Source organism: Streptomyces sp. Root1310 (genome assembly GCF_001426425.1).
Classification (GTDB): domain Bacteria; phylum Actinomycetota; class Actinomycetes; order Streptomycetales; family Streptomycetaceae; genus Streptomyces.
In genome coordinates this window covers 475,574-493,206 of sequence record NZ_LMEQ01000030.1, presented here as the reverse complement: position 1 = coordinate 493,206, position 17,633 = coordinate 475,574, and the positions used below count along the sequence as shown (strand labels likewise).

The 17,633-nt window shown below is 70.5% G+C and carries 16 protein-coding genes and 1 pseudogene; 7 read left to right on the top strand and 10 right to left on the bottom strand.

Annotation, left to right across the window (positions count from 1 at the left end):
• Positions 1 to 56 precede the first annotated feature (56 nt).
• Positions 57 to 815, top strand: a complete 759-nt coding sequence (locus tag ASD48_RS29405) for a hypothetical protein (protein WP_057604769.1) — start codon at positions 57 to 59, stop codon at positions 813 to 815.
• Positions 816 to 1,040: 225 nt separating this feature from the next.
• On the opposite strand, the gene ASD48_RS29400 is transcribed toward ASD48_RS29405, so the two are convergent.
• A complete protein-coding gene (locus tag ASD48_RS29400) occupies positions 1,041 to 2,834 on the bottom strand; it encodes a S8 family peptidase (RefSeq protein ID WP_057604768.1) in 1,794 nt (597 codons plus the stop codon).
• A 54-nt stretch (positions 2,835 to 2,888) separates the two neighbouring features.
• Positions 2,889 to 3,182 (bottom strand): hypothetical protein, encoded by a 294-nt coding sequence (locus ASD48_RS29395; protein WP_157880724.1) that lies wholly within the window; start codon positions 3,180 to 3,182, stop codon positions 2,889 to 2,891.
• Positions 3,183 to 3,554: 372 nt separating this feature from the next.
• On the opposite strand from ASD48_RS29395, the gene ASD48_RS29390 reads away from it, so the two are divergent.
• From ASD48_RS29390 to ASD48_RS45670, 3 genes and pseudogenes are all read left to right on the top strand, one after another.
• The gene (locus ASD48_RS29390) at positions 3,555 to 4,424 is read left to right on the top strand and encodes a peptidoglycan-binding protein (protein ID WP_057604766.1); all 870 of its coding nucleotides are present in this window, start codon (positions 3,555 to 3,557) and stop codon (positions 4,422 to 4,424) included.
• A 537-nt stretch (positions 4,425 to 4,961) separates the two neighbouring features.
• Positions 4,962 to 5,198, top strand: a pseudogene (locus ASD48_RS45675) (peptidoglycan-binding protein); the annotation flags it as partial.
• The gene (locus ASD48_RS45670) at positions 5,193 to 5,597 is read left to right on the top strand and encodes a M23 family metallopeptidase (RefSeq protein ID WP_282438355.1); all 405 of its coding nucleotides are present in this window, start codon (positions 5,193 to 5,195) and stop codon (positions 5,595 to 5,597) included. The pseudogene ASD48_RS45675 and the gene ASD48_RS45670, both read left to right, overlap by 6 nt.
• A gap of 65 nt (positions 5,598 to 5,662) precedes the next feature.
• Here the strand turns inward: ASD48_RS45670 and gvpJ are convergent, their stop codons facing one another.
• The 8 genes from gvpJ to ASD48_RS29345 all read right to left on the bottom strand — a co-directional run bounded on the left by gvpJ (position 5,663) and on the right by ASD48_RS29345 (position 13,936).
• Positions 5,663 to 6,064 carry a gas vesicle protein GvpJ gene (gene gvpJ, locus ASD48_RS29380; RefSeq protein WP_057604764.1) on the bottom strand — a complete coding sequence of 134 codons (402 nt, stop codon included), beginning with the start codon at positions 6,062 to 6,064 and terminating at the stop codon, positions 5,663 to 5,665.
• 149 nt (positions 6,065 to 6,213) lie between these two features.
• Positions 6,214 to 6,684 (bottom strand): hypothetical protein, encoded by a 471-nt coding sequence (locus ASD48_RS45665; protein ID WP_079074039.1) that lies wholly within the window; start codon positions 6,682 to 6,684, stop codon positions 6,214 to 6,216.
• A 105-nt stretch (positions 6,685 to 6,789) separates the two neighbouring features.
• Positions 6,790 to 7,140, bottom strand: coding sequence for a hypothetical protein (locus ASD48_RS29370; protein WP_057604762.1), 351 nt, complete (start codon positions 7,138 to 7,140; stop codon positions 6,790 to 6,792).
• 62 nt (positions 7,141 to 7,202) lie between these two features.
• Positions 7,203 to 8,048 (bottom strand): carbohydrate ABC transporter permease, encoded by an 846-nt coding sequence (locus tag ASD48_RS29365; protein ID WP_057604761.1) that lies wholly within the window; start codon positions 8,046 to 8,048, stop codon positions 7,203 to 7,205.
• On the bottom strand, positions 8,045 to 9,403 hold the full coding sequence (locus ASD48_RS29360) for an ABC transporter permease subunit (protein ID WP_057604760.1): 1,359 nt from the start codon (positions 9,401 to 9,403) through the stop codon (positions 8,045 to 8,047). Before ASD48_RS29360 ends, ASD48_RS29365 begins: the two co-directional genes overlap by 4 nt.
• A 6-nt stretch (positions 9,404 to 9,409) precedes the next feature.
• On the bottom strand, positions 9,410 to 10,738 hold the full coding sequence (locus tag ASD48_RS29355; RefSeq protein ID WP_057604759.1) for an ABC transporter substrate-binding protein: 1,329 nt from the start codon (positions 10,736 to 10,738) through the stop codon (positions 9,410 to 9,412).
• 55 nt (positions 10,739 to 10,793) lie between these two features.
• On the bottom strand, positions 10,794 to 12,425 hold the full coding sequence (locus tag ASD48_RS29350) for a glycoside hydrolase family 13 protein (RefSeq protein WP_057605044.1): 1,632 nt from the start codon (positions 12,423 to 12,425) through the stop codon (positions 10,794 to 10,796).
• Between the two features lie 242 nt (positions 12,426 to 12,667).
• A complete protein-coding gene (locus ASD48_RS29345; protein ID WP_057604758.1) occupies positions 12,668 to 13,936 on the bottom strand; it encodes an ABC transporter substrate-binding protein in 1,269 nt (422 codons plus the stop codon).
• Positions 13,937 to 14,059: 123 nt separating this feature from the next.
• Here ASD48_RS29345 and ASD48_RS29340 point away from each other — a divergent pair, with 123 nt between their 5' ends.
• From ASD48_RS29340 to ASD48_RS29330, 3 genes are read left to right on the top strand one after another with little or no spacing between them, the layout of a single operon-like run.
• Positions 14,060 to 14,575, top strand: coding sequence for a PadR family transcriptional regulator (locus ASD48_RS29340; protein WP_057604757.1), 516 nt, complete (start codon positions 14,060 to 14,062; stop codon positions 14,573 to 14,575).
• Entirely contained in the window at positions 14,572 to 15,321 is a 750-nt protein-coding gene (locus ASD48_RS29335; RefSeq protein ID WP_057604756.1) for an ABC transporter ATP-binding protein, read from the top strand. Before ASD48_RS29340 ends, ASD48_RS29335 begins: the two co-directional genes overlap by 4 nt.
• Before the next feature lie 4 nt (positions 15,322 to 15,325).
• Positions 15,326 to 17,620: an ABC transporter permease gene (locus ASD48_RS29330; protein WP_057604755.1), complete on the top strand. Its 2,295-nt coding sequence runs from the start codon at positions 15,326 to 15,328 to the stop codon at positions 17,618 to 17,620.
• The last annotated feature ends 13 nt before the right edge of the window (positions 17,621 to 17,633 follow it).

Sequence of the window (17,633 nt, the reverse complement as noted above, 5' to 3'; positions counted from 1 at the left end):
TCGACACCACCCTTCCTTCTCGCATTCGAATCCCCATGACATGCCGGGAGCTTGCGATGGACCTGTTGCCTGTCGAGATCAAGGTCAACATCGAGGGTGACGTGGCGCCGGCGTTCTCGGCCCTGCGCGGGTCGCATGCCGCGATGACGACGCGTCGGATCTGGTTCGCCGAGGACCGGGAGGGTGTGGGGCAGGGCCGGGTGTCTCTCCTGGACGGCGGCGTGATCGTGCGCTTCAGAAGCGGTGGCGGTCCGGACGATCTGACCGTCAAGCTGCGTCCCTGTCCCCGACCCAGGTTGGTCGGCCGGTTCTCCGCGCCCTTCGACTCGGAGCCGCTCACGTACAGGATCGAGGAGGACTGGTCGGGGAACCGTCATACGCCGGCCGCCTCGCTGGTGCGCACTCACCCGCCGGGAGCGCTGACGGGCGCGGTGCTCCAGGGGGCCGACCCCGCGGCGCCGATCGACGCGGTGCAGGACCAGTTCCTGCACGCCTGCGCCCCCGCCGTCCGGCTCGACGGGCTTGTCGCCCTCGGGCCGATCCTCTCGACGAAGGCTGACGACGTTCCGCTCGACGACCTGAGCGTGGATCTGGAAGCGTGGTCGGTCGCCGGTCTGGAGTTCTTGGAGGCCTCGATCCGGGTGAAGCCCAAGGACGAGGACGACAACGACGCCGAGAAGTTCACCGCACGGGCCGAGCGCAAGCAGCGCAAGCTCGTGGAAGCGGTGCGGGAGCGCGGGGTGACGCTCTCCGAGCACCCCGAGAACAAGACCTGGCGCGTCCTCACCGCCTTGGCGGCGGCCGAGCAGGGCTGAGGACAGCGCCCTCCGACCGCCCGCCCGACGCCCTCCGACCGACCGCCCGCCCGCCTCGTGCCGTGCCGTTCCACGGCTGTGCGGCGACGAGTCCGTGCCGTACGGCACGGAGTCCGCACGGTGCACCGGGCCCACGGTCCTTGACCTCGGTCAACAGGCTGGACAGAGGTACAGAGATACAGAGGTGCGACGTGGGCCCGGATGCACCGTGCGGGTGTCGACGGGTCAGGTCACGGAGTCGACAGCCGCTGCCGCGTCCACCTTCCCCGCCCCCCAGTCGTCGCCGGCCACCCCGCCGGTGAACGGGTCCAGCCGGGCCGAACTGGTCAGGTGCAGGACGAGGTTGTCCTGGGTCAGCGTGGGACTGGACTGCAGCATCAGGGCGCACACTCCGGTGAGATGCGGCGCGGCCATGCTCGTGCCGGACATGGGCTGGTACTGGCTCGGTCCCGAGGCTCCGACCAGTGCCGAGGTGATGGCCTGGCCCGGAGCGGCGAGTGTCGGCGCGTGGCGGCCGTCGCGCGTGGGGCCGCGGCTGGAGAAGGTGGAGAGGTTTCCCTCTCCCGCGCCCTTGGTGATGTAGGAGGCGGCGGTGACGACCTTCCGGCTGGTCCCGGGTACGGAGATCGTCGTCTCGTCGTTTCGGTGTGCGCCGATGAACTGGGGAACGGTCCGGCCCCTCTCCATCCAGGCGTGCCAGCGGCCGCTGTCGGCCACGGTCTGGCCGATGAGCGTCAGGCTCCAGGTGCCGGGGCGGATCGCTGTCTGGGTTCCCGGGCTCAGCTGAATGTAGATGCGGTTGTCGCCGTTCTGGGAGTGGTGCACGACGGAGTCGATGAAGGCCTTGTTCCCCCCGGGGAGATCCAGGCCGTCGATCGTGCTGCCGGGGGCGACTTCGGCACTCGCCGTGCCCTGGGGGGTGGAGATCCGCAGGGCGAGTCGGTCGGCGCCCGAGTACCAGACGTCCAGCGTGTCCGGCGTGTCGTCGCCGACGGGCACCAGGAACTGCACGACGTCGCTGCCTCCCTCCGTGACCAGGCCCGTCGCGTGGACGCCGGCGTTCGCCGCGTTGCCCGCGGACTTCACCAGTGCGCGCCCCGGGGAGTTGAGCAGGTTGTCGATTCCGCGTTCCAGCAGGCTGGAACCGTCGTGCGGGCCCAGATTGTCGCCCTGGCTGATGTTCACGACCGCGGGCCGCCCGAGAGTCTCGGCGACCTTGAAGATGTAACCGACGGCCTCGAGGGTGCTCATGGAATCGCCCATGGCCTCCGTCGTCACCCTGTTGGCCACGACGACCAGATCCGCCTCGGGCGCCAGGCCGACAAAGGTGAACGCCGGTTTGCCATTGCCGGCCGACGACCCGTCACCGGCGGCGATGCCCGCCACGTGGGTGCCATGGCCCACGCTGTCGTCCATGTGGCGCACGACGCTCATCGGGTTCGGAGCACCCAATGCGCTGTCGATCGCGGAACGTTCGTACTCCACTCCGTGACCGAACGGCGCGGGCGAGGACTCCCCTGCTTCCGGAGTGAGGTTCTGGTCCCAGATGCGCAGGATGCGGGTCTTCCCGGTCGGGTCCCGGAAGCAGCCGTGCCTCCAGTCGATGCCGCTGTCGACCACACCCACGATCACACCGGCCCCACGGAGCCCGGGCGGTCCGGTGTGCACCTTGTCGGCCTTGGTCTCGGGCACGGCGGCGTCCAGTTCCGGCAGGGTCGGGCGGGACGCCTCGACGTAGCCGACGGCTTCCAACTCGTCGAGCTCCGTGAGGCGATCGATCCCGATCTCGCCGCCCACCACGTCTCCGGCCCGGGTGAGCACCGTCAGCCCCAAGTGCCGGGACAGCTCTCCCAGGTCGTCGGCGCCGTGGCCCTCGGCCATGCGCAGCAGCACGCGCACACGGGGCGTCCTCTCCCCTTCGGTCGTGAGCGCGAAACGGCCGGTGGACTCGAGGCCCACCAGCTCCGCCGGGCCTTCCTCGGCCCGGGATGTCAGGAACTTCAGCCGTGAGTCGAGCATGAGCGGTCTTCTCTCTGGCGATATCGCCGGCCCTTCACCACGGAGGACGGGCGATCACTGTTGCTGTGGCCAGGTGCCCGCTTCAGGGCGGAGGGGTTCGGACAGCTCCACGTAGGCGACACAGTCGACTTCCGTCAAGCGTCCGAGATCACCGGGGGCGACCACCGCGGTCAGGACGTCGCCCGCCGCGAAGCCCACCCGCGCGCCGGCATCGGCGATCTGCCGACGCTGTTCCTCACCGAATTCCCCCGTCACCCGGATGAGCACCTGCAAAGGAGTGGGGCCGACTGCCTCACCGACATTCGACAGCGCACGCCGTGCGGCCGAACCGAGCTTGTCAGCACGCATCTTCCCCACCTGTTCCGGTGAGCGGCCCCCCGCGTCCGTTCGCACTCGGTACGCAGACCTCGTTCTCGTGTCGGCGACCGTTCGTGCGAACTTGCCTCTCATACCACCGTAGGCATCATGAGCATGGCCCGCCATTCCGTCGCCGCACGGACATTTCCCTTGTACATCGCGGGCGATGTACCCAGGCGCCTGACGCCGGGACAGCGGGCCGGACCTGCCGACGCTCCCCGTTTGCCGCACACCCGCGGCGGACGCATCGTAGGAAGCGGAAAGACCCCTGCGCGGCCCGTTGTTGGGCCGGCGTCCGTCGTCCCGTTTCACCCCTGCGGCACCGCACGGTCATGTGCGGTGCGACGAGGGAAGGTGTGCACGATGCCTGACAAGTGGATGCCCCAAGCACTCAAGGTGGATCTCGGGGACCATGCGCCCTGTGACCCCGGGTTCCCCGCGAGGGCCATCGCGCACATCACGGCGGACGAGGAGGCCACCGCCGAGGCTCCGCTGAATCTGGTCCCCTTCGCCGATCTCAAGAGCTTCTTCAAAGGCAGCGGCAGGGGTCAGGCTCCGCACATCCTCTGGGATCCCTTCACGGGGACGTTCGCCCAGTTCTTCCCGGCAACTTCCCGCAGCAAAGCCGTTTTCGACGATGACGGTGGTTTTCGTACGAACCGGTCGGGCAAAGTCGTCATCCAGGTCGAGGCCCTCTTCTTCCCGCACTGTCGCGTCGACGGCCAGGTGTTCGTCAGGCTGATCGACACCCCCTGCAAGGGCTGGGACGTGCTGCACGCGTGGATCAGTTCGTGGGATGTACCGGACTTCTGGCCCATGGGCCGTCCGACCTCCCTGTCCCGCAACACGTGTCCGCCCCAGAAGTGGAAGACGCAGGGCGGGTGGTACGCCCATGCCCACGTCCCGGAGAACGACCATGTGGACCCCGGCTCTTGGCCGTCGTTCGGGTCACAGCCGCATGAACCGACTCCTGTGGGGACCCGGTTCGAGCCGTTCCCCGGTGCGGCGTTCTTCCGGACGGGACGCAGATCGCCCATCATCGCGCGCATGCACGCCCGGCTCGTCGCCGAGGACTGCAACCGCTACACGTCCAGCACCGGTGCCGATGTGTGGGGACCGGGTGATGTGCGGTCCTACGCCGCGTGGCAGCAGAAGTTGGGTCTCGTGGGCAGCGCTGCCGACGGCGTCCCCGGCCGGTTCAGCTGGGACAGGCTGGCCGTCCCCGAAGTCTGACGCTCCGCGGAGGACGCGCAGACAGGCCGTCGGACGACTTGCGTTCTTGCCGGCCCTCGAATTTGCGCGCTTATCTCATCAGGCGCATGGTGGAAGCAGGGGCGTCTGTAACGGTCAGCGGCAGCACACGGTCTGCGAAGGTGCGCCGCTTGCGACAAGGGCGCTGCTGTGCCGACCAGCAGGCTCACTCCTATCGGCCTTCGACGGTCGGGGAGGCACGATGGACACTCTTTCCCACGTGCGGTTCGGTAAGCGCGACGACGAGATCAAGGCAACTCGGGCCGTGCTCATCGCAGTCGGAAAAGAAATCCCCGCAGGCGCCATCTGATTCCTCGGCGAACAGACCAAGTCTGCCTACGCGCCGCGGGAACGCATGCCGGGGTTCACCGGCTCGGCCGCTGACCGACTTCCCGGACTTCACGGACTTCCCAGATCTCCCGGATCTCCCGGATCCCCCGGATCCCCCGGATCCCCCGGATGTGCCACATCACGATCCGGCCCCTTGCCGAGAGGAGGAGGGCCATGCCTGCGCTGGCACCATTCCCAGGATCGACGTTCTTCCACAAAGGACAACGCAGCCCCGTGATCGCCGCGATGGGTAGGCGCCTGGTCGCGGAGAAATGCGGGAAGTACCGGACAGGCCCGGGTCCCGAATGGACCGAAGTCGATCAACGGTCGTATGCCGCCTGGCAGCACAAGATCGGGCTCAAGGGAGCCGCCGCCGACGGAATTCCGGGCAAGGTGTCCTGGGACAGGCTGCGCGTCCCGATGACGGCGAAGCCCGCACCCGCCGGCGCCCGCGTCGCCACTCCGGTTCCGGGACACGGGGTCACCACCCCCTACCGGAAGAAGGGGCCCCACTGGTCGCTCGGCTATCACACCGGCGCGGACTACGCCGCCCCGGAGGGCACGCGCTGCGTCGCGGTCGTCAACGGTTCGATAGCCCGCAGTGGACACGACGTCAGTTTCGGCAACTTCCTCGTGCTGCGCGCCCACGGGTTCGACTTCTGGTACTGCCATCTCTCCGAACGGACCGTGACCAAGGGTTCGGTCAAAGCCGGTCAGAAGGTGGGAGAAGTCGGCTCCACCGGGAATGCCACGGGCCCTCACCTTCATCTGGAGAAGCGCCCGGCCGGTGGCGGCTTCGGCTCCGACGTGAGACCCGTCTGGTAGCCGGAGACGGTTCGCCCCTCGTGTGCCCGGTCGGACAGCCGCTGTTCACCGGCGCGCGCTCGGCGTCAATCGGTCTGCCTTCTGCGCGCGGACCGTGCCCCCTGACGCCGCTGCCCCTCGTCACGGGCCTGCTGATAGGCGCTGAAGATCGTCTCAGCGGCGCCGGACAGCGCACCCTTGGTCGTGCCGCGGGCGCCGGACTCGGTGATCTTCTCCGTGAGTTCCATGAGCCCGGCCGGTTTGCGTGGTCCCGACTCCAGGTCGAGGCGGTTGCACGCCTCGGCGAAGCGCAGGTAGGTGTCGACGCTGGCGACGACGATGCGTATGTCGATCTTGAGGATCTCGATGCCGACCACCGAGACGCGCACGAAGGCGTCGATCACCAGTCCTCGGTCGAGAATGAGCTCGAGGACGTCGTAGAGCCCACTGGAACCGCCCCCGCCGCCCTGCTGCGTCGCCACGGTCATGACCGGCCAACCCCCTTGCCCTGATGTCTCTGCCTGGTCCCGTCGGCGCTGTTCCTCGGTGCGGTGCGGACTACCTGTTCAAGTAGCCGCACATCCCGCGGCCAAACGCACGTACGAGTCCTCGGTGAGGCGGGCCGGACGGCGACCGCTCAGATACCGGCGGGGGCGACCACGCCGGGCCGGCCGTGCGAGCACTTCCCGGTCACGGCGGCCCTGGGGATGCGCATCCGGCGCAGCAGAGCCCGCGTCAGGCGGGTGTCGAGTGTGGTGCGCCAGGTGACGTCGGGGTGCCGCGAACGCAGGTGCGACAGTGCCCTGGTGCCCAGCCCGCAGTCGCGGAACGGTTCGTCCAGGACGACTTCGGTGATCACACCCTCGGCGCACTCGTCGCACGCTCGATAGGCGACCCGTCCGACCACCTTGCGGATGTGCACCAGGAGCAGGCACTCCTCTCCCGCCCCGCCGTCCAGGGAGGACGACGGCAACAACTCGACGTCGCGATAGGCCAGCAGCCTGCGGTGCCACCGGCCCCCTCGCCGTCCGGTGCGCCGGTGCCTTCCCTCGGCCCGCCGCGTTGGGGCGCCTGCCCGTGTTCCAGGCCGGCCGTGCGCGTCGCTCATGGCATACGTCTGGTTTCCCTGCATTCCCTCACGTGTGCCCGACACCGCGCACCCCATGTCACCCCATCGCGGACACATCACGGTTGCCCGCCGGCTGCCCCTGGCTCAGTCGAGCGCCCTGAGCCCTTCGTGCCAGCGGTCGTGACGTTCCTGGTCGCTCTGTTCCCACCAGGGGGTGCCGCGCTCGCCCAGAGCGACCTTCGCCAGGTGGACGCGGGCGCGGGCGGCGCGCTCGGCGTCCGCGTCCCGCGTTCGCCGGGCGGCCCCGACCGCACGCCGGGCCGCCATGAGGTGGGAGCGGAGCCGGGCGGCGTCCTCTTCGGGGATGAGCGGATCCGTCGCCCGCCAGCGCCGTCCGCCCACGACGACGAACCGTCCGTCGGGGGTGCGCTCCGGTTGCGCGTCAGGGGTCACGGCACGAGTGTGCCGTCGGACTGCTGCGCACCGGGGGTGCATCCCCGCGCCGTGGTGTGACGTGTCCCCCGTCCGGGCGGCGCCCCGCGGCGTCGGCACCGGGCCTACTTCACGGACCCCGCCATGACCCCCTGCACGAAGTGCCGCTGGAAGGCGAAGAACACGGCCACCGGGACGATCAGGGACAGGAAGGCGCCCGGTGCCAGCACGTCGATGTTGCTGCCGAACTGCCGTATCTGCGACTGGAGTTCCACGGTCAGCGGCTGTGACGAGCTGTCGGCGAACAGCAGCGCCACCAGCATGTCGTTCCACACCCACAGGAACTGCAAGATGGCCAGGCTCGCCAGGGCGGGCCGTCCCACCGGCAGCACGAGCCGGGTGAAGATGCGCCACTCGTTGCCCCCGTCCATGCGGGCCGCCTCCAGCATCTCCCGCGGTATCTCCGCGAAGTAGTTCCGCAGCAGGAAGATCGCGAACGGCAGTCCGTAGGAGACGTGGAAGAGGACCACGCCGGGAATCGTGCCGAACAGCCCGAGTTGGCCGAAGAGCTTGGCGACCGGCAGCAGGCCGATCTGCACGGGCACCACGAGGAGCGCGACCACGAGCAGGAAGAGGGCGTCCCGGCCGGGGAAGTCCATCCAGGCGAAGGCGTACCCCGCCAGTGCGGCGATCGCCACGACCAGAAACGTCGTCGGCACCGATATCAGCACGGTGTTCCAGAACGCCTGCGTCATTCCGGCGTTGCCCAGCAACGACGAGTAGTTGTCGAAGGACAACTGGCCCGGACTGGTGATCGCCGTCCACCAGCCGCCCTTGGCCGTGTCCTGCGCCGACCGCAGGGACGAGACGAGCAGTCCGGCGAGCGGCGTGAGCCAGAGCAGTCCGATGACCACGAGGACGGCCTGCACCAGGCTGTTGCCGAGCCCGCGCCGAAGCGCACTGAGGTTCATCGCTGACTCCCTCGGAAACGACGGACGTTGAAGACCATGGCGGGGATCACCAGCAGCAGGAGCAGGACGCCGAGAGCGCTGCCCAGTCCCTGGTCGTTGCCGCCGCCGAAGGACACCAGCCACATCTGGGTGGCCAGCACGGTGGCGTCCTCCTGCACCGGGCCGGGCGCGATGATGTAGACGAGGTCGAACACCTTCATCACGTTGATGACGAGGGTCACGAAGACCACCGTGAGCACGGGCGCCAGCAACGGCACGGTGATCCGGCGGAACACCTGCCACTCGTTGGCGCCGTCCATCCGCGCGGCCTCGAGCGAGTCACGCGGCAGCGTGGACAGGCCGGCACCGATCAGCACCATCGCGAAGCCGGTCCAGATCCACAGGTAGGCGCCGATGATCGCCGGGGTGACCAGCGCCGGGCCGAGCCAGGAGACGCCGTCGTAGGGCTGGGCAAAGTTCGAGCCGGGGAGGGTGACGCTGTACGAGCCCGCCTCCAGGCCGGGGAAGCGGAAGGAGCCGTCGGCCGCGGTGGTGGTGCTCGCGACGGCCCTGCCGTCGCGCACCGCCTCGACCTGCATCTTCGGCAGCCCGCTCTCCCGGCGGTCGACCGCGCCCTGTTTCCCTCCCCCACCGGGGGTGAAGTCCAGGTAGACGACCCCGCGCAGTTCGTCGGGGCCCGCCGTGCGAGCGGCCGCCGGGTAGGCCGGTTCCGCGCCCGCCGGCAGTTCCCTGGGCGCGACGCCGACCAGGCCGAGGGCGACCGTGTCGCCGGGTGACACGGTCGTGCCGGTGCGGTACGAGCCGTCGGCACCCCGGGTCAGGCCCTCACCGTCACGAGCGCGGGCGGTCGGGTAGGAGGCGGTGTCCCGGAAGGCGTCGTGGACGCCGACGGCCGCCGCATTCAGGACGCCCTTGTCGGGGTCCTCGTCGTAGGCGAGCCGGAAGATGATGCCCGCGGCCAGGAAGGAGACGGCCATGGGCATGAAGAGCAGCAGCTTGAAGGCCGTGGCCCAGCGGATCTTCTCGACGAGCACGGCGAGGATCAGACCCAGGCCGGTCAGCAGTGTCGGCGCCACGACCACCCAGATCGCGGTGTTGCGTACGGCTTTCAGGGTGGCCGGGTCGCGGAACATCTCGGTGTAGTTGTCGCCGCCCACGAACCGGGTCCCGGAAGCGTCGAAGAAGCTTCGGCCGACCGAGAACAGCACCGGGTAGACGACGAGGGCGCCGAGCAGGAGCAGTGCGGGAAGAACGAAGAGAAGGGCGATGATCCTGCCCCGCCGCCGGGCCCGCAGCTTGTGGGCCGCGGTCGCGGCGACGGGTGGCGTTGCCGTCTTCGTGAGCGTGGCGGTCATCGCCGGTCAGCCCTTGTAGGCCTTGGCCGCGGCGGTTTCCAGCTGCGCCGCGGTGGCCTTCGGGTCGGACGGGTCGCGCAGGAAGTCCTGGAGGATCTTCCACTCGCCGGCGCCCTTCGTCCCGCCGAACGCGGCCGGGGCCTGGTCGGACATGTCGAAGCGGACGGAGTCCCCGGCGGTGATGAGCGACTTGGCGGTGGTGCGGGTGACGTCGTCGCCGTAGGAGGCGAGGTCGAGCTTCTTGTTCGGGGAGAGGAAGCCGCCCGTCTCGGCCCATACGGCCGCGGCCTCGGGGGTGGCCAGGTACTCCAGGAGTGCCATGCCGGCCTTGGTGTTCTTGCCGTCCTTGAGGACGACGGCCGCGTCGCCGCCGCTGACCACGGGGGCCTCGCCCCCGCCGACGGGCGGGAAGGCGAAGAAGTTCGCGTCCTCGCCGATCTTCCGGCCGAACTGGTCCTTGGCGACGCCTGCGACGAAGTCGCCCTCGTAGACCATGCCCGCCTCGGGCTCGGGCCCGAAGACCTTCTCGACGGAGCCCGGGAAGTCGGTGTTGAGCGCGCCCTTCTGGCCGCCGGCGAGGAGCTGCTTGTCCTGGAAGAGCTTGCCGAGCGTGGTGAGGGCGTCGACCACGCTCTGGTCGGTCCACTTCAGTTCGTGGGCGGCGAGGGCGTCGTACTTCTCGGGGCCCGCCTGGGAGAGGTAGACGTTCTCGAACCAGTCGGTGAGCGTCCAGCCGTCCTGGCCCGCGACGGAGAAGGCGGCGAGCCCCGAGTCGGAGACGGTCCGCCCGGCCTTCAGCATCTCGTCGTAGGTCTTCGGCGGCTGGACTCCGGCCTGGTCGAGGGCGGCGGGGCTGTACCAGACGGTCGACTTGTGGGCGGCCTTGAAGTAGAGGCCGTAGAGGGTGCCCTCGACGCTGCCGTAGTCCTTCCAGACCGGCGCGTAGTTGGCGGCGACGGACTTCTGGGTGGTCGCCGACAGCGGCTTGAGCCAGCCGTTGCCGGCGAACTGCTGGAGCACGCCGACCTGCGGGACCATCACGACGTCGGGGGCGTTGCCGCCTTCGATCTTGCTGCCGACGACGGTGGAGACGTTGTCGCCGGTGGACACGAACTGGGTCTTGGCGCCGGTCTTCTCGGTGAACGCGTCCAGCACCTTCTGGAAGTTCTTCTGCTCGGCACCGGACCAGACACCGGCCACGGTGACCGTCTGGCCGCCCAGTGCCTTGTCGCCGCCGCCCGCGGAGACGGGGTCGCCGCCTCCGCAGGCGGTCGCGCCGAGTGCCAGGACGAGGGCGGTGCAGCCGCTGAGCAGGGTGGTACGTCGTCGCATCATCGTTGATGTCCGTTCGTGGAAGGGGAGTTGACGGTGGATGGAGAGGTGGTCGTGCTCAGGAGTCGGTGTCGTCACCGATCCACCAGGCGGCCGTGGAGCCGGGGAGCACCCCGGCCCGGCAGGGGCCGCTGGACAGCAGGGGGATGCCGGGAACGGGCGCCGGAGCGGGCGCCGTGCCGAAGTTGACGGCGCACACCAGGCCGTCGCCACGGGCGAAGGCGAGGACGCCGGGCTGGGTGTCCAGCCAGCGCAGCGTGCCCTCGCCCAGCTGGGGCAGGCCGGCGCGCAGCTGGAGGCCGTCGCGGTAGAGGTGCCAGAAGGAGCGGGTGTCGGCGAGGGCGCGATCGGTGGCGTACTCGGCGAAGTACTCGGGCTGCGGAAGCCAGGGTTTGCCGGCGTCGACGCCGGAGGTGAATCCGAACGGTGAGGCCTGACCCGACCACGGCAGCGGTACCCGGCAGCCGTCCCGGATGCGGGCCCGGCTGCCGGTACGGCGGAAGATCGGGTCGGTGAGCACGTCGTCGGGCAGGTCGACGACCTCGGGCAGGCCCAGCTCCTCGCCCTGGTAGATGTACGCGGCGCCGGGCAGCGCCAGCAACAGCAGGGCGGCGGCGCGGGCGCGGGCGGCACCGAGGCCGCTGCCCTCCACGGCCGGCTCGCCGTAGCGGGTGACCGTGCGGACCTGGTCGTGGTTGTTGAGGACCCAGGTGACGGTCGACCCGGTTCCCGCGATGTCCTGCATGGCCTCGGTGATGACCTTGCGGAAGGCGTCGGCGTCCCAGGAGGCGCTCAGCAGGTCGAAGAAGAAGGCCTGGTGCAGTTCGTCGGGGCGGACGTACAGCGCGTGTTCGCGGGCGGTCGGAACCGAGACCTCGCCGACCAGGAGCCGTTCGCGGCCGTCGCGTGCCGTGTACTCCTCGCACACCGCCCGCCAGTGCCGCCACACGTCGTGCACCTCGGGCTGGTTCCAGGCGAGCGGGTTGACGGAGTCGCGGGTGCGGGCGTCGGCCTCGGGATCCGGTGAGTCGGGCAGCTCGGGGTGTTTGAAGAGGCCGGCGGCGACGTCGATGCGGAAGCCGTCGACGCCCCGGTCCAGCCAGAACCGCAGTGCGCGGTCGAAGTAGGTGCCGACCCCGGGGTCGCGCCAGTTCCAGTCGGGCTGTTCGGGCGTGAACATGTGCAGGTACCACTGGCCGGGGCTTCCGTCCGCCTCGGTCACCCGGCTCCAGGCGGGGCCGCCGAACATGGCGTGCCAGTTGTTGGGCGGCTCGGCGCCGTCCGCTCCCCGTCCGTCGGCGAAGTGGAAGCGGGCCCGGGCGGGACTGCCAGGCGCCGAGGCCAGGGCCTCGCGGAACCAGGGGTGCTCGCTGGAGCAGTGGTTGGGGACGATGTCGAGCAGGACCCTTACGCCCAGCCGCCGGGCGGCCGCGACCAGCCGGTCGAACTCGGCGAGGTCGCCGAAGAGCGGGTCGACGTCGCAGTAGTCGGCGACGTCGTAGCCGTGGTCGTGCTGCGGGGACGGGTAGAAGGGGCTCAGCCAGATCCCGTCGACACCCAGCTTCTTCAGGTACGGCAGCCCGGCGCGGACTCCGGCGAGATCGCCGACGCCGTCGCCGGTGCTGTCCAGGAAGCTGCGGACGTACACCTGGTAGATCACTGCCTCACGCCACCAGTGGTGCGTGTCGATGCGCGTGTCGATGCGCGTGTCGATGTGCTGGGAGCTCACCCGTTGACCTGTCTGTGCGGGCTGACTGTTATGCATGCATGTTATGTAGGCGTTTCACGGAAGTGTCAACGAACAGGCAGCAGCCAATGTGCGAGCGTGGATGACATAAGCCCTCAAACCTGGGCAAATCGCACCTGGTTGATACGTCGGCGTTACCTAACATGTAAGTAGGACGAGGAGGGGTCGGTCTCGGCTGAGGGGCGTCAGCCGCGGCGGGAGATGTCCGCCAGCTCCCGGGCCAGCCGACGCACCGCCGCCTCGGGCGTCGAGTGCCCGGACATCGCGTCGTGCACGACCGCCTGCACCACCATGCTGACCTGGTCGTAGCGCGGACTCTTGGGCCGCGGCGCGGCCGTCAGGACACTCGTGCGCAGCGTCGGCAGGTACGGGAACCGGCGCACCAGCTCCGGGTCCTCGTACAGATCCGCGCGCACGGGCGGCAGCGCGCCCCGGGTGAGCACCTGCCGCTGGACGCCCTCGCTGGTGAGGTACGCGATCAGACGCGCGGCGGTGTCGGGATGCTCGGCGTGCGCGTTGACGGCCAGGTTGGAGCCGCCGAGCACACTGGTGCCGGGCCCGTCGCGCCCCGGCAGCGGCACGGCGCCGACCTTGCCGGCGAGCCCGGAACCCGCGGCGGAGGCGCTGACGTACGCGTAGGGCCAGTTGCGCAGGAAGAGGAGATGGCCGTCCTGGAAGGCCTGCCGGGACTCCTCCTCCGTGTAGGTCAGGGCCTCCTTCGGCACCCAGCCGTCGCGGACGCCGCGGGCCAGGAACCCGATGCCCTCGCGGGCCGCCGAGTCGACGGTGACACGGTCGCCCTCGTCGCCGAGGATCGTGCCGCCCGCCGAGTACACGGCCTCGGCCGCGTTGACGGTGAGTCCCTCGTAGGGCAGGAACTGCCCCGCGTAGCCGTCGAGTCCGTGCCGGGGCGCGATGGTCTTCGCGGCCCGCTCCAGTTCGGCCCAGGTGCGCGGTGGTGGCACGCCCTCCTCGGCGAGCACGTCCTTGCGGTAGAGGAGCAGCCCGGCGTTGGTGACGTAGGGGACGGCGTACAGCCGGCCGTCGTACGTCGCCGTGTCCACGACCGGCCGGAGGAAGGTGCCCAGCGGGAAGCGGTCCCGTGGCAGCGGGCGGATCCAGCCGGCGGCGGCGAACTCCGAGGTCCAGGCGACGTCGATGTTCAGGACGTCGAACCGGCTGCGGGTGCCGCCGCGCAGATCGGTGATCATCTGGGCGCGCGACTCGTCCGCCGAGTCCGGCAGTTCGACGAGGGTGACCTTCTCGCCGGGATGGGCCCGGTTCCAGCCCTGCAGCAGCGGGCCCAGGTAGCCGGTGAGGTCGCCGGCGGTCGCGAGGGTGAGCGGTCCGCGGCCCTCGGGGCCGTCGGCGGCCCGGGCGCCGGAAGAGCCGTAACCGGCCAGGACGACGGCGAGAACGAGGAGGCCCCTACCGGCGGCACGTATCCACCGCATAGGTTCCTCCCAGTACACCGGCTGCGGGCACCCTCGCCCGAGTCAGAGGCTATGTATACCCGTTAGGTATGGGCGATACTAGGGCCTGGACCACAATACGAGGCTGCGAGGAGGACAGCACGAGTGCGCCTGCCCCTCCTGGCCCTGCTGGCGCGCGGCCCGGCCCACGGCTACGAGCTCAAGCAGGACCTTGAGCGACTCCTGGGCGCCGCGTACCCTCAGCCGAACATCGGCCAGATCTACGTGACTCTGAGCCGCCTCGAGAAGACGGGGCTGATCGAGGGCGAGGAGGTCGAGCAGTCGAGTCGGCCCAACAAGAAGATCTACCGCCTCACCGACGCCGGCCAGGAAGCGCTGCGCGTCTGGTACGAGGAGACGGCGGACGAGCCGCGGTTGCGGGACGAGTTCTTCATGAAGCTCGCGCTCGCCCCGCAGACCGGTCTCGCCGACCAGATCGCCCTGATCAACAAGCAACGACGTCACTACCTGAACACCATGCGCACCCTGTCCAAGCTCGTCACGGGCGAGAACCGCGACAACCGGACGGCCCGGCTGCTCATCGAGGGCGCCATGCTGCACCTGCAGGCCGACCTCGACTGGCTGGAGCGCTGCCAGGAAGAACTGGAGGAGCCGGAATGAACGACACTCCCACTCCTGCGCTGCGGGCCGAGGGCCTCGTGAAGACCCACCACGGCGAGGGCGCCCCCGCCCATGCCGTGCGCGGGGTGGACCTGTGCGTACGGCAGGGCGAGTTCGTGGCCGTCACCGGCCCGTCCGGCGCCGGGAAGTCGACGCTGCTGCATCTGCTCGGCGGTCTCCAGCGGCCGGACAGCGGCAGCATCTGGCTGGACGGCGTGTGCACCGACGGCTACAGCGAGGCCCAGTGGGCAGTGGCGCGCCGGCGCCGGATCGGCGTCGTCTTCCAGTTCTTCAACCTGGTCTCCAATCTGTCCGTCGCCGACAACGTCGAACTGCCCGCGCTGCTGGCCGGGGTCTCCCCCAGGCGGGCCCGTGCGGAGCGGGAGGAACTGCTGGCCGAGCTCGGCCTGACCGGCAAGGAGCGGAGCATGCCCGGTGAGCTGTCCGGCGGCGAACAGCAGCGGGTGGCGCTGGCCCGCGCCCTGGTGAACCATCCGCCGCTGCTGCTCGCGGACGAGCCCGCGGGCAGCCTGGACAGCAAGGGCACCCGCGAGGTGACCCGGCTGCTGTCCCGGTTCCACCGACGCGGCCAGACCATCCTCCTGGTCACCCATGACGCGCGCATGGCGAGCACCGCGGACCGGGTGATCAGCTTCTTCGACGGGCGGATCGCCGACGACGCGACGCTCGACGGCACGCCGTCCCCCCGCAAGGGGATATCCGCCGTGCTGGAACTGAAGGACTGAGCCCGTGCGAGCCACGCTGCGCTGGGCGCACTCGGACCTGCGGACGCATCGCGGTGAGGCGCTGTTCCTCGTGCTCGCCACCGTCGGCGTCGTCACCTCCCTGCTGCTGGCGGCGGCGCTCTTCGGGTACGCGACGAACCCGTGGGAACGTGTCTTCACCCAGTCCCGTGGCGCACACGTGTCGATCCACACCGGTCCCTCGGCCGATGCGGCCAAGCTTGCCGGGCTGGCCGGTGTCGAGTCCGTGGCCGGCCCGTACCCCACGGCCTCGACCACGGTCGCCTCCCGTGGCGCCCGCGCATCCGTCGAACTGCGCGGCACCACCGAGCGACCCGCGGTCGGACGGCCCCTGCTCGTCTCCGGCCGCTGGCTCGACCGGGCGGCGCCCCGGGGTGTGGTGCTGGAGAGCAGCCTCGCCCGGGCGCTGCTGGCCGAGCCCGGCGACGTGCTCACCCTGCCCGGCGGTGCCGCGAGGCTGACCGTCCTCGGTGTCGCCGACAGCCCCGAGCCGCGCTACCGCCAGGGTGAGCAGCCGGGACTGGCCTGGGCACTGCCGTCCACCGTGCCGCGCACCGGCTCCGACCGCGGCCAGGTGATCGGGCTGCGTCTGACGGATCCCGGGGACACCGACTACGCCGTCCAGCGTGCCGTCACGGTGCTCGGCGCCGGCGCCGTGCGCGAGGTCGCCACCTGGCAGCAGGCGCGGGCGGCGGCGCAGGGCGACGACCGGCTGCTCGGCCAGATACTGGGCCTGTTCGGTCTCGGCGCGCTCATCGCCGCCGGACTCGCCGTGCACGGGGCCATCGGCACCCGCATCCGGGGGCATCTGCGGGACATCTCGATCCTCAAGGCGATCGGCTTCACGCCGGGCCAGGTCATGCGGGTCTTCCTGCTCCAGCATCTCGCCTACGCGCTGCTGGGCGCGGTGGCAGCGGCGGGGCTCACCCAGGCACTGGGCAGCCGGCTGCCGGGGCGGCTGGGAGACGCGGTCGGGGTGTGGCAGGGGCTGCCGGGACACGCGGCGACCCTGGTCGTGGTGCCGGTGGGGGTGGTGTTGTTCATCGGCGCGACCACCGGGCTCGCGGCCTGGCGGGCGGGGCGGGTGCCGCCGGTTCCGGTGCCGCGGACCGCGGCCCCCGCCGGGGGACGGCTGTCGGGCGTCGCGCGTCGCGCGCTCGGCCTGCGGGTGCCGCCCGCGCTGGTCCTCGGCTGGCACAAGGCGTTCACGCGTCGCCCGCGTTCCCTGGGCACGATCGCCCGCCTCGCGCTGCCGCTGACGCTGATCGTGGTGGCGATGAGCGCGTGGACGACCATCGACCGCTTCCACCGCACACCGGAGGAGATGGGACTGGCGGCCGCGCTCTCCGTACGCGCCGACGACGGCCTGAGCGACGCCGCGACCCGGACGCTTCTCGCGCAGCGTCCCGAGGTCGCCGCCGCCTATCCGGGCGTCGAGGTGGCCGCCCTGGTGCCGGGGCAGACGGCGACGATCGCCCTGCGCGGTCTGGGCACCCGTACGGATCCGTACCCCTACACGCTGGCCGAGGGGCGCCCCGCGCTCGGGTCCGACGAGGCGGTGGCCGGGCAGGGGCTGCTGGACCTGCTGGACGTACGGGTCGGCGACTGGGTGCGTATGACCGTGAGCGGTCGGCCCCAGATCCTCCACATCGTGGGCCGCAGCATCGAGCCGGACAACGCCGGCCGGGTCATCTCCACGTCGCTCGACACCCTGAGGGAGAACGACGCGGAACTCCGGCCGACTTTGTACCAGGTCCGGCTGCGGGACGGCGCGGATCCGCACCGCGTCGCCGCCGAGCTGAGTGCCGCGGCCGGGCGTGGACAGCTGGACGTGCACACCGTGACGAACCCCGCCGACGGTCTGTCGCCCCTGCGCAGTGTCGTCATCGGCCTGCTCGGCGTCCTGGCGCTCATCGGGCTCGTCGATCTGCTGACCGGCATCGGCGGTGCGCTGCGCGAGAGCGAACGGGATCTCCTCGCCTTCAAGGCGATCGGACTGTCGCCACGGCAGATCAGCGCGATCACCGTCACGGCCACGGGGTGCACCGTCGGGGCCGCGGTCGCCGTCGCCCTGGCACTGGGCCTGCCTCTCTCCCACTGGCTGATCGACGCCCAGGGCCGGTCGAGCGGCATCGGAGCCGGAATCGCACAGGCTCCGTCCCTCGTCGTACTGACCGCGTTCGGCGTGACGGTGCTGCTGGGTGCCGTGGCACTCGCCGCGCTCCCGGCGACCCGCGCCTCCCGCCGACGCCTCGCGGACACGATGAGCGCGGTGGCGTAGCCCGCAAAGGACA

Excerpts from the sequence above, each read along its gene's own strand:
- gvpJ (WP_057604764.1), bottom strand. The coding sequence starts at position 6,064 with ATGACCGTGGCGACGCAGCAGGGCGGCGGGGGCGGTTCCAGTGGGCTC.
- ASD48_RS29395 (WP_157880724.1), bottom strand. The coding sequence starts at position 3,182 with ATGCGTGCTGACAAGCTCGGTTCGGCCGCACGGCGTGCGCTGTCGAAT.
- ASD48_RS45665 (WP_079074039.1), bottom strand. The coding sequence starts at position 6,684 with ATGAGCGACGCGCACGGCCGGCCTGGAACACGGGCAGGCGCCCCAACG.
- ASD48_RS29400 (WP_057604768.1), bottom strand. The coding sequence starts at position 2,834 with ATGCTCGACTCACGGCTGAAGTTCCTGACATCCCGGGCCGAGGAAGGC.
- ASD48_RS29345 (WP_057604758.1), bottom strand. The coding sequence starts at position 13,936 with ATGCGGTGGATACGTGCCGCCGGTAGGGGCCTCCTCGTTCTCGCCGTC.
- ASD48_RS29335 (WP_057604756.1), top strand. The coding sequence starts at position 14,572 with ATGAACGACACTCCCACTCCTGCGCTGCGGGCCGAGGGCCTCGTGAAG.
- ASD48_RS29355 (WP_057604759.1), bottom strand. The coding sequence starts at position 10,738 with ATGATGCGACGACGTACCACCCTGCTCAGCGGCTGCACCGCCCTCGTC.
- ASD48_RS29365 (WP_057604761.1), bottom strand. The coding sequence starts at position 8,048 with ATGAACCTCAGTGCGCTTCGGCGCGGGCTCGGCAACAGCCTGGTGCAG.
- ASD48_RS45670 (WP_282438355.1), top strand. The coding sequence starts at position 5,193 with ATGACGGCGAAGCCCGCACCCGCCGGCGCCCGCGTCGCCACTCCGGTT.
- ASD48_RS29360 (WP_057604760.1), bottom strand. The coding sequence starts at position 9,403 with ATGACCGCCACGCTCACGAAGACGGCAACGCCACCCGTCGCCGCGACC.
- ASD48_RS29405 (WP_057604769.1), top strand. The coding sequence starts at position 57 with ATGGACCTGTTGCCTGTCGAGATCAAGGTCAACATCGAGGGTGACGTG.
- ASD48_RS29370 (WP_057604762.1), bottom strand. The coding sequence starts at position 7,140 with ATGCACCCCCGGTGCGCAGCAGTCCGACGGCACACTCGTGCCGTGACC.
- ASD48_RS29390 (WP_057604766.1), top strand. The coding sequence starts at position 3,555 with ATGCCTGACAAGTGGATGCCCCAAGCACTCAAGGTGGATCTCGGGGAC.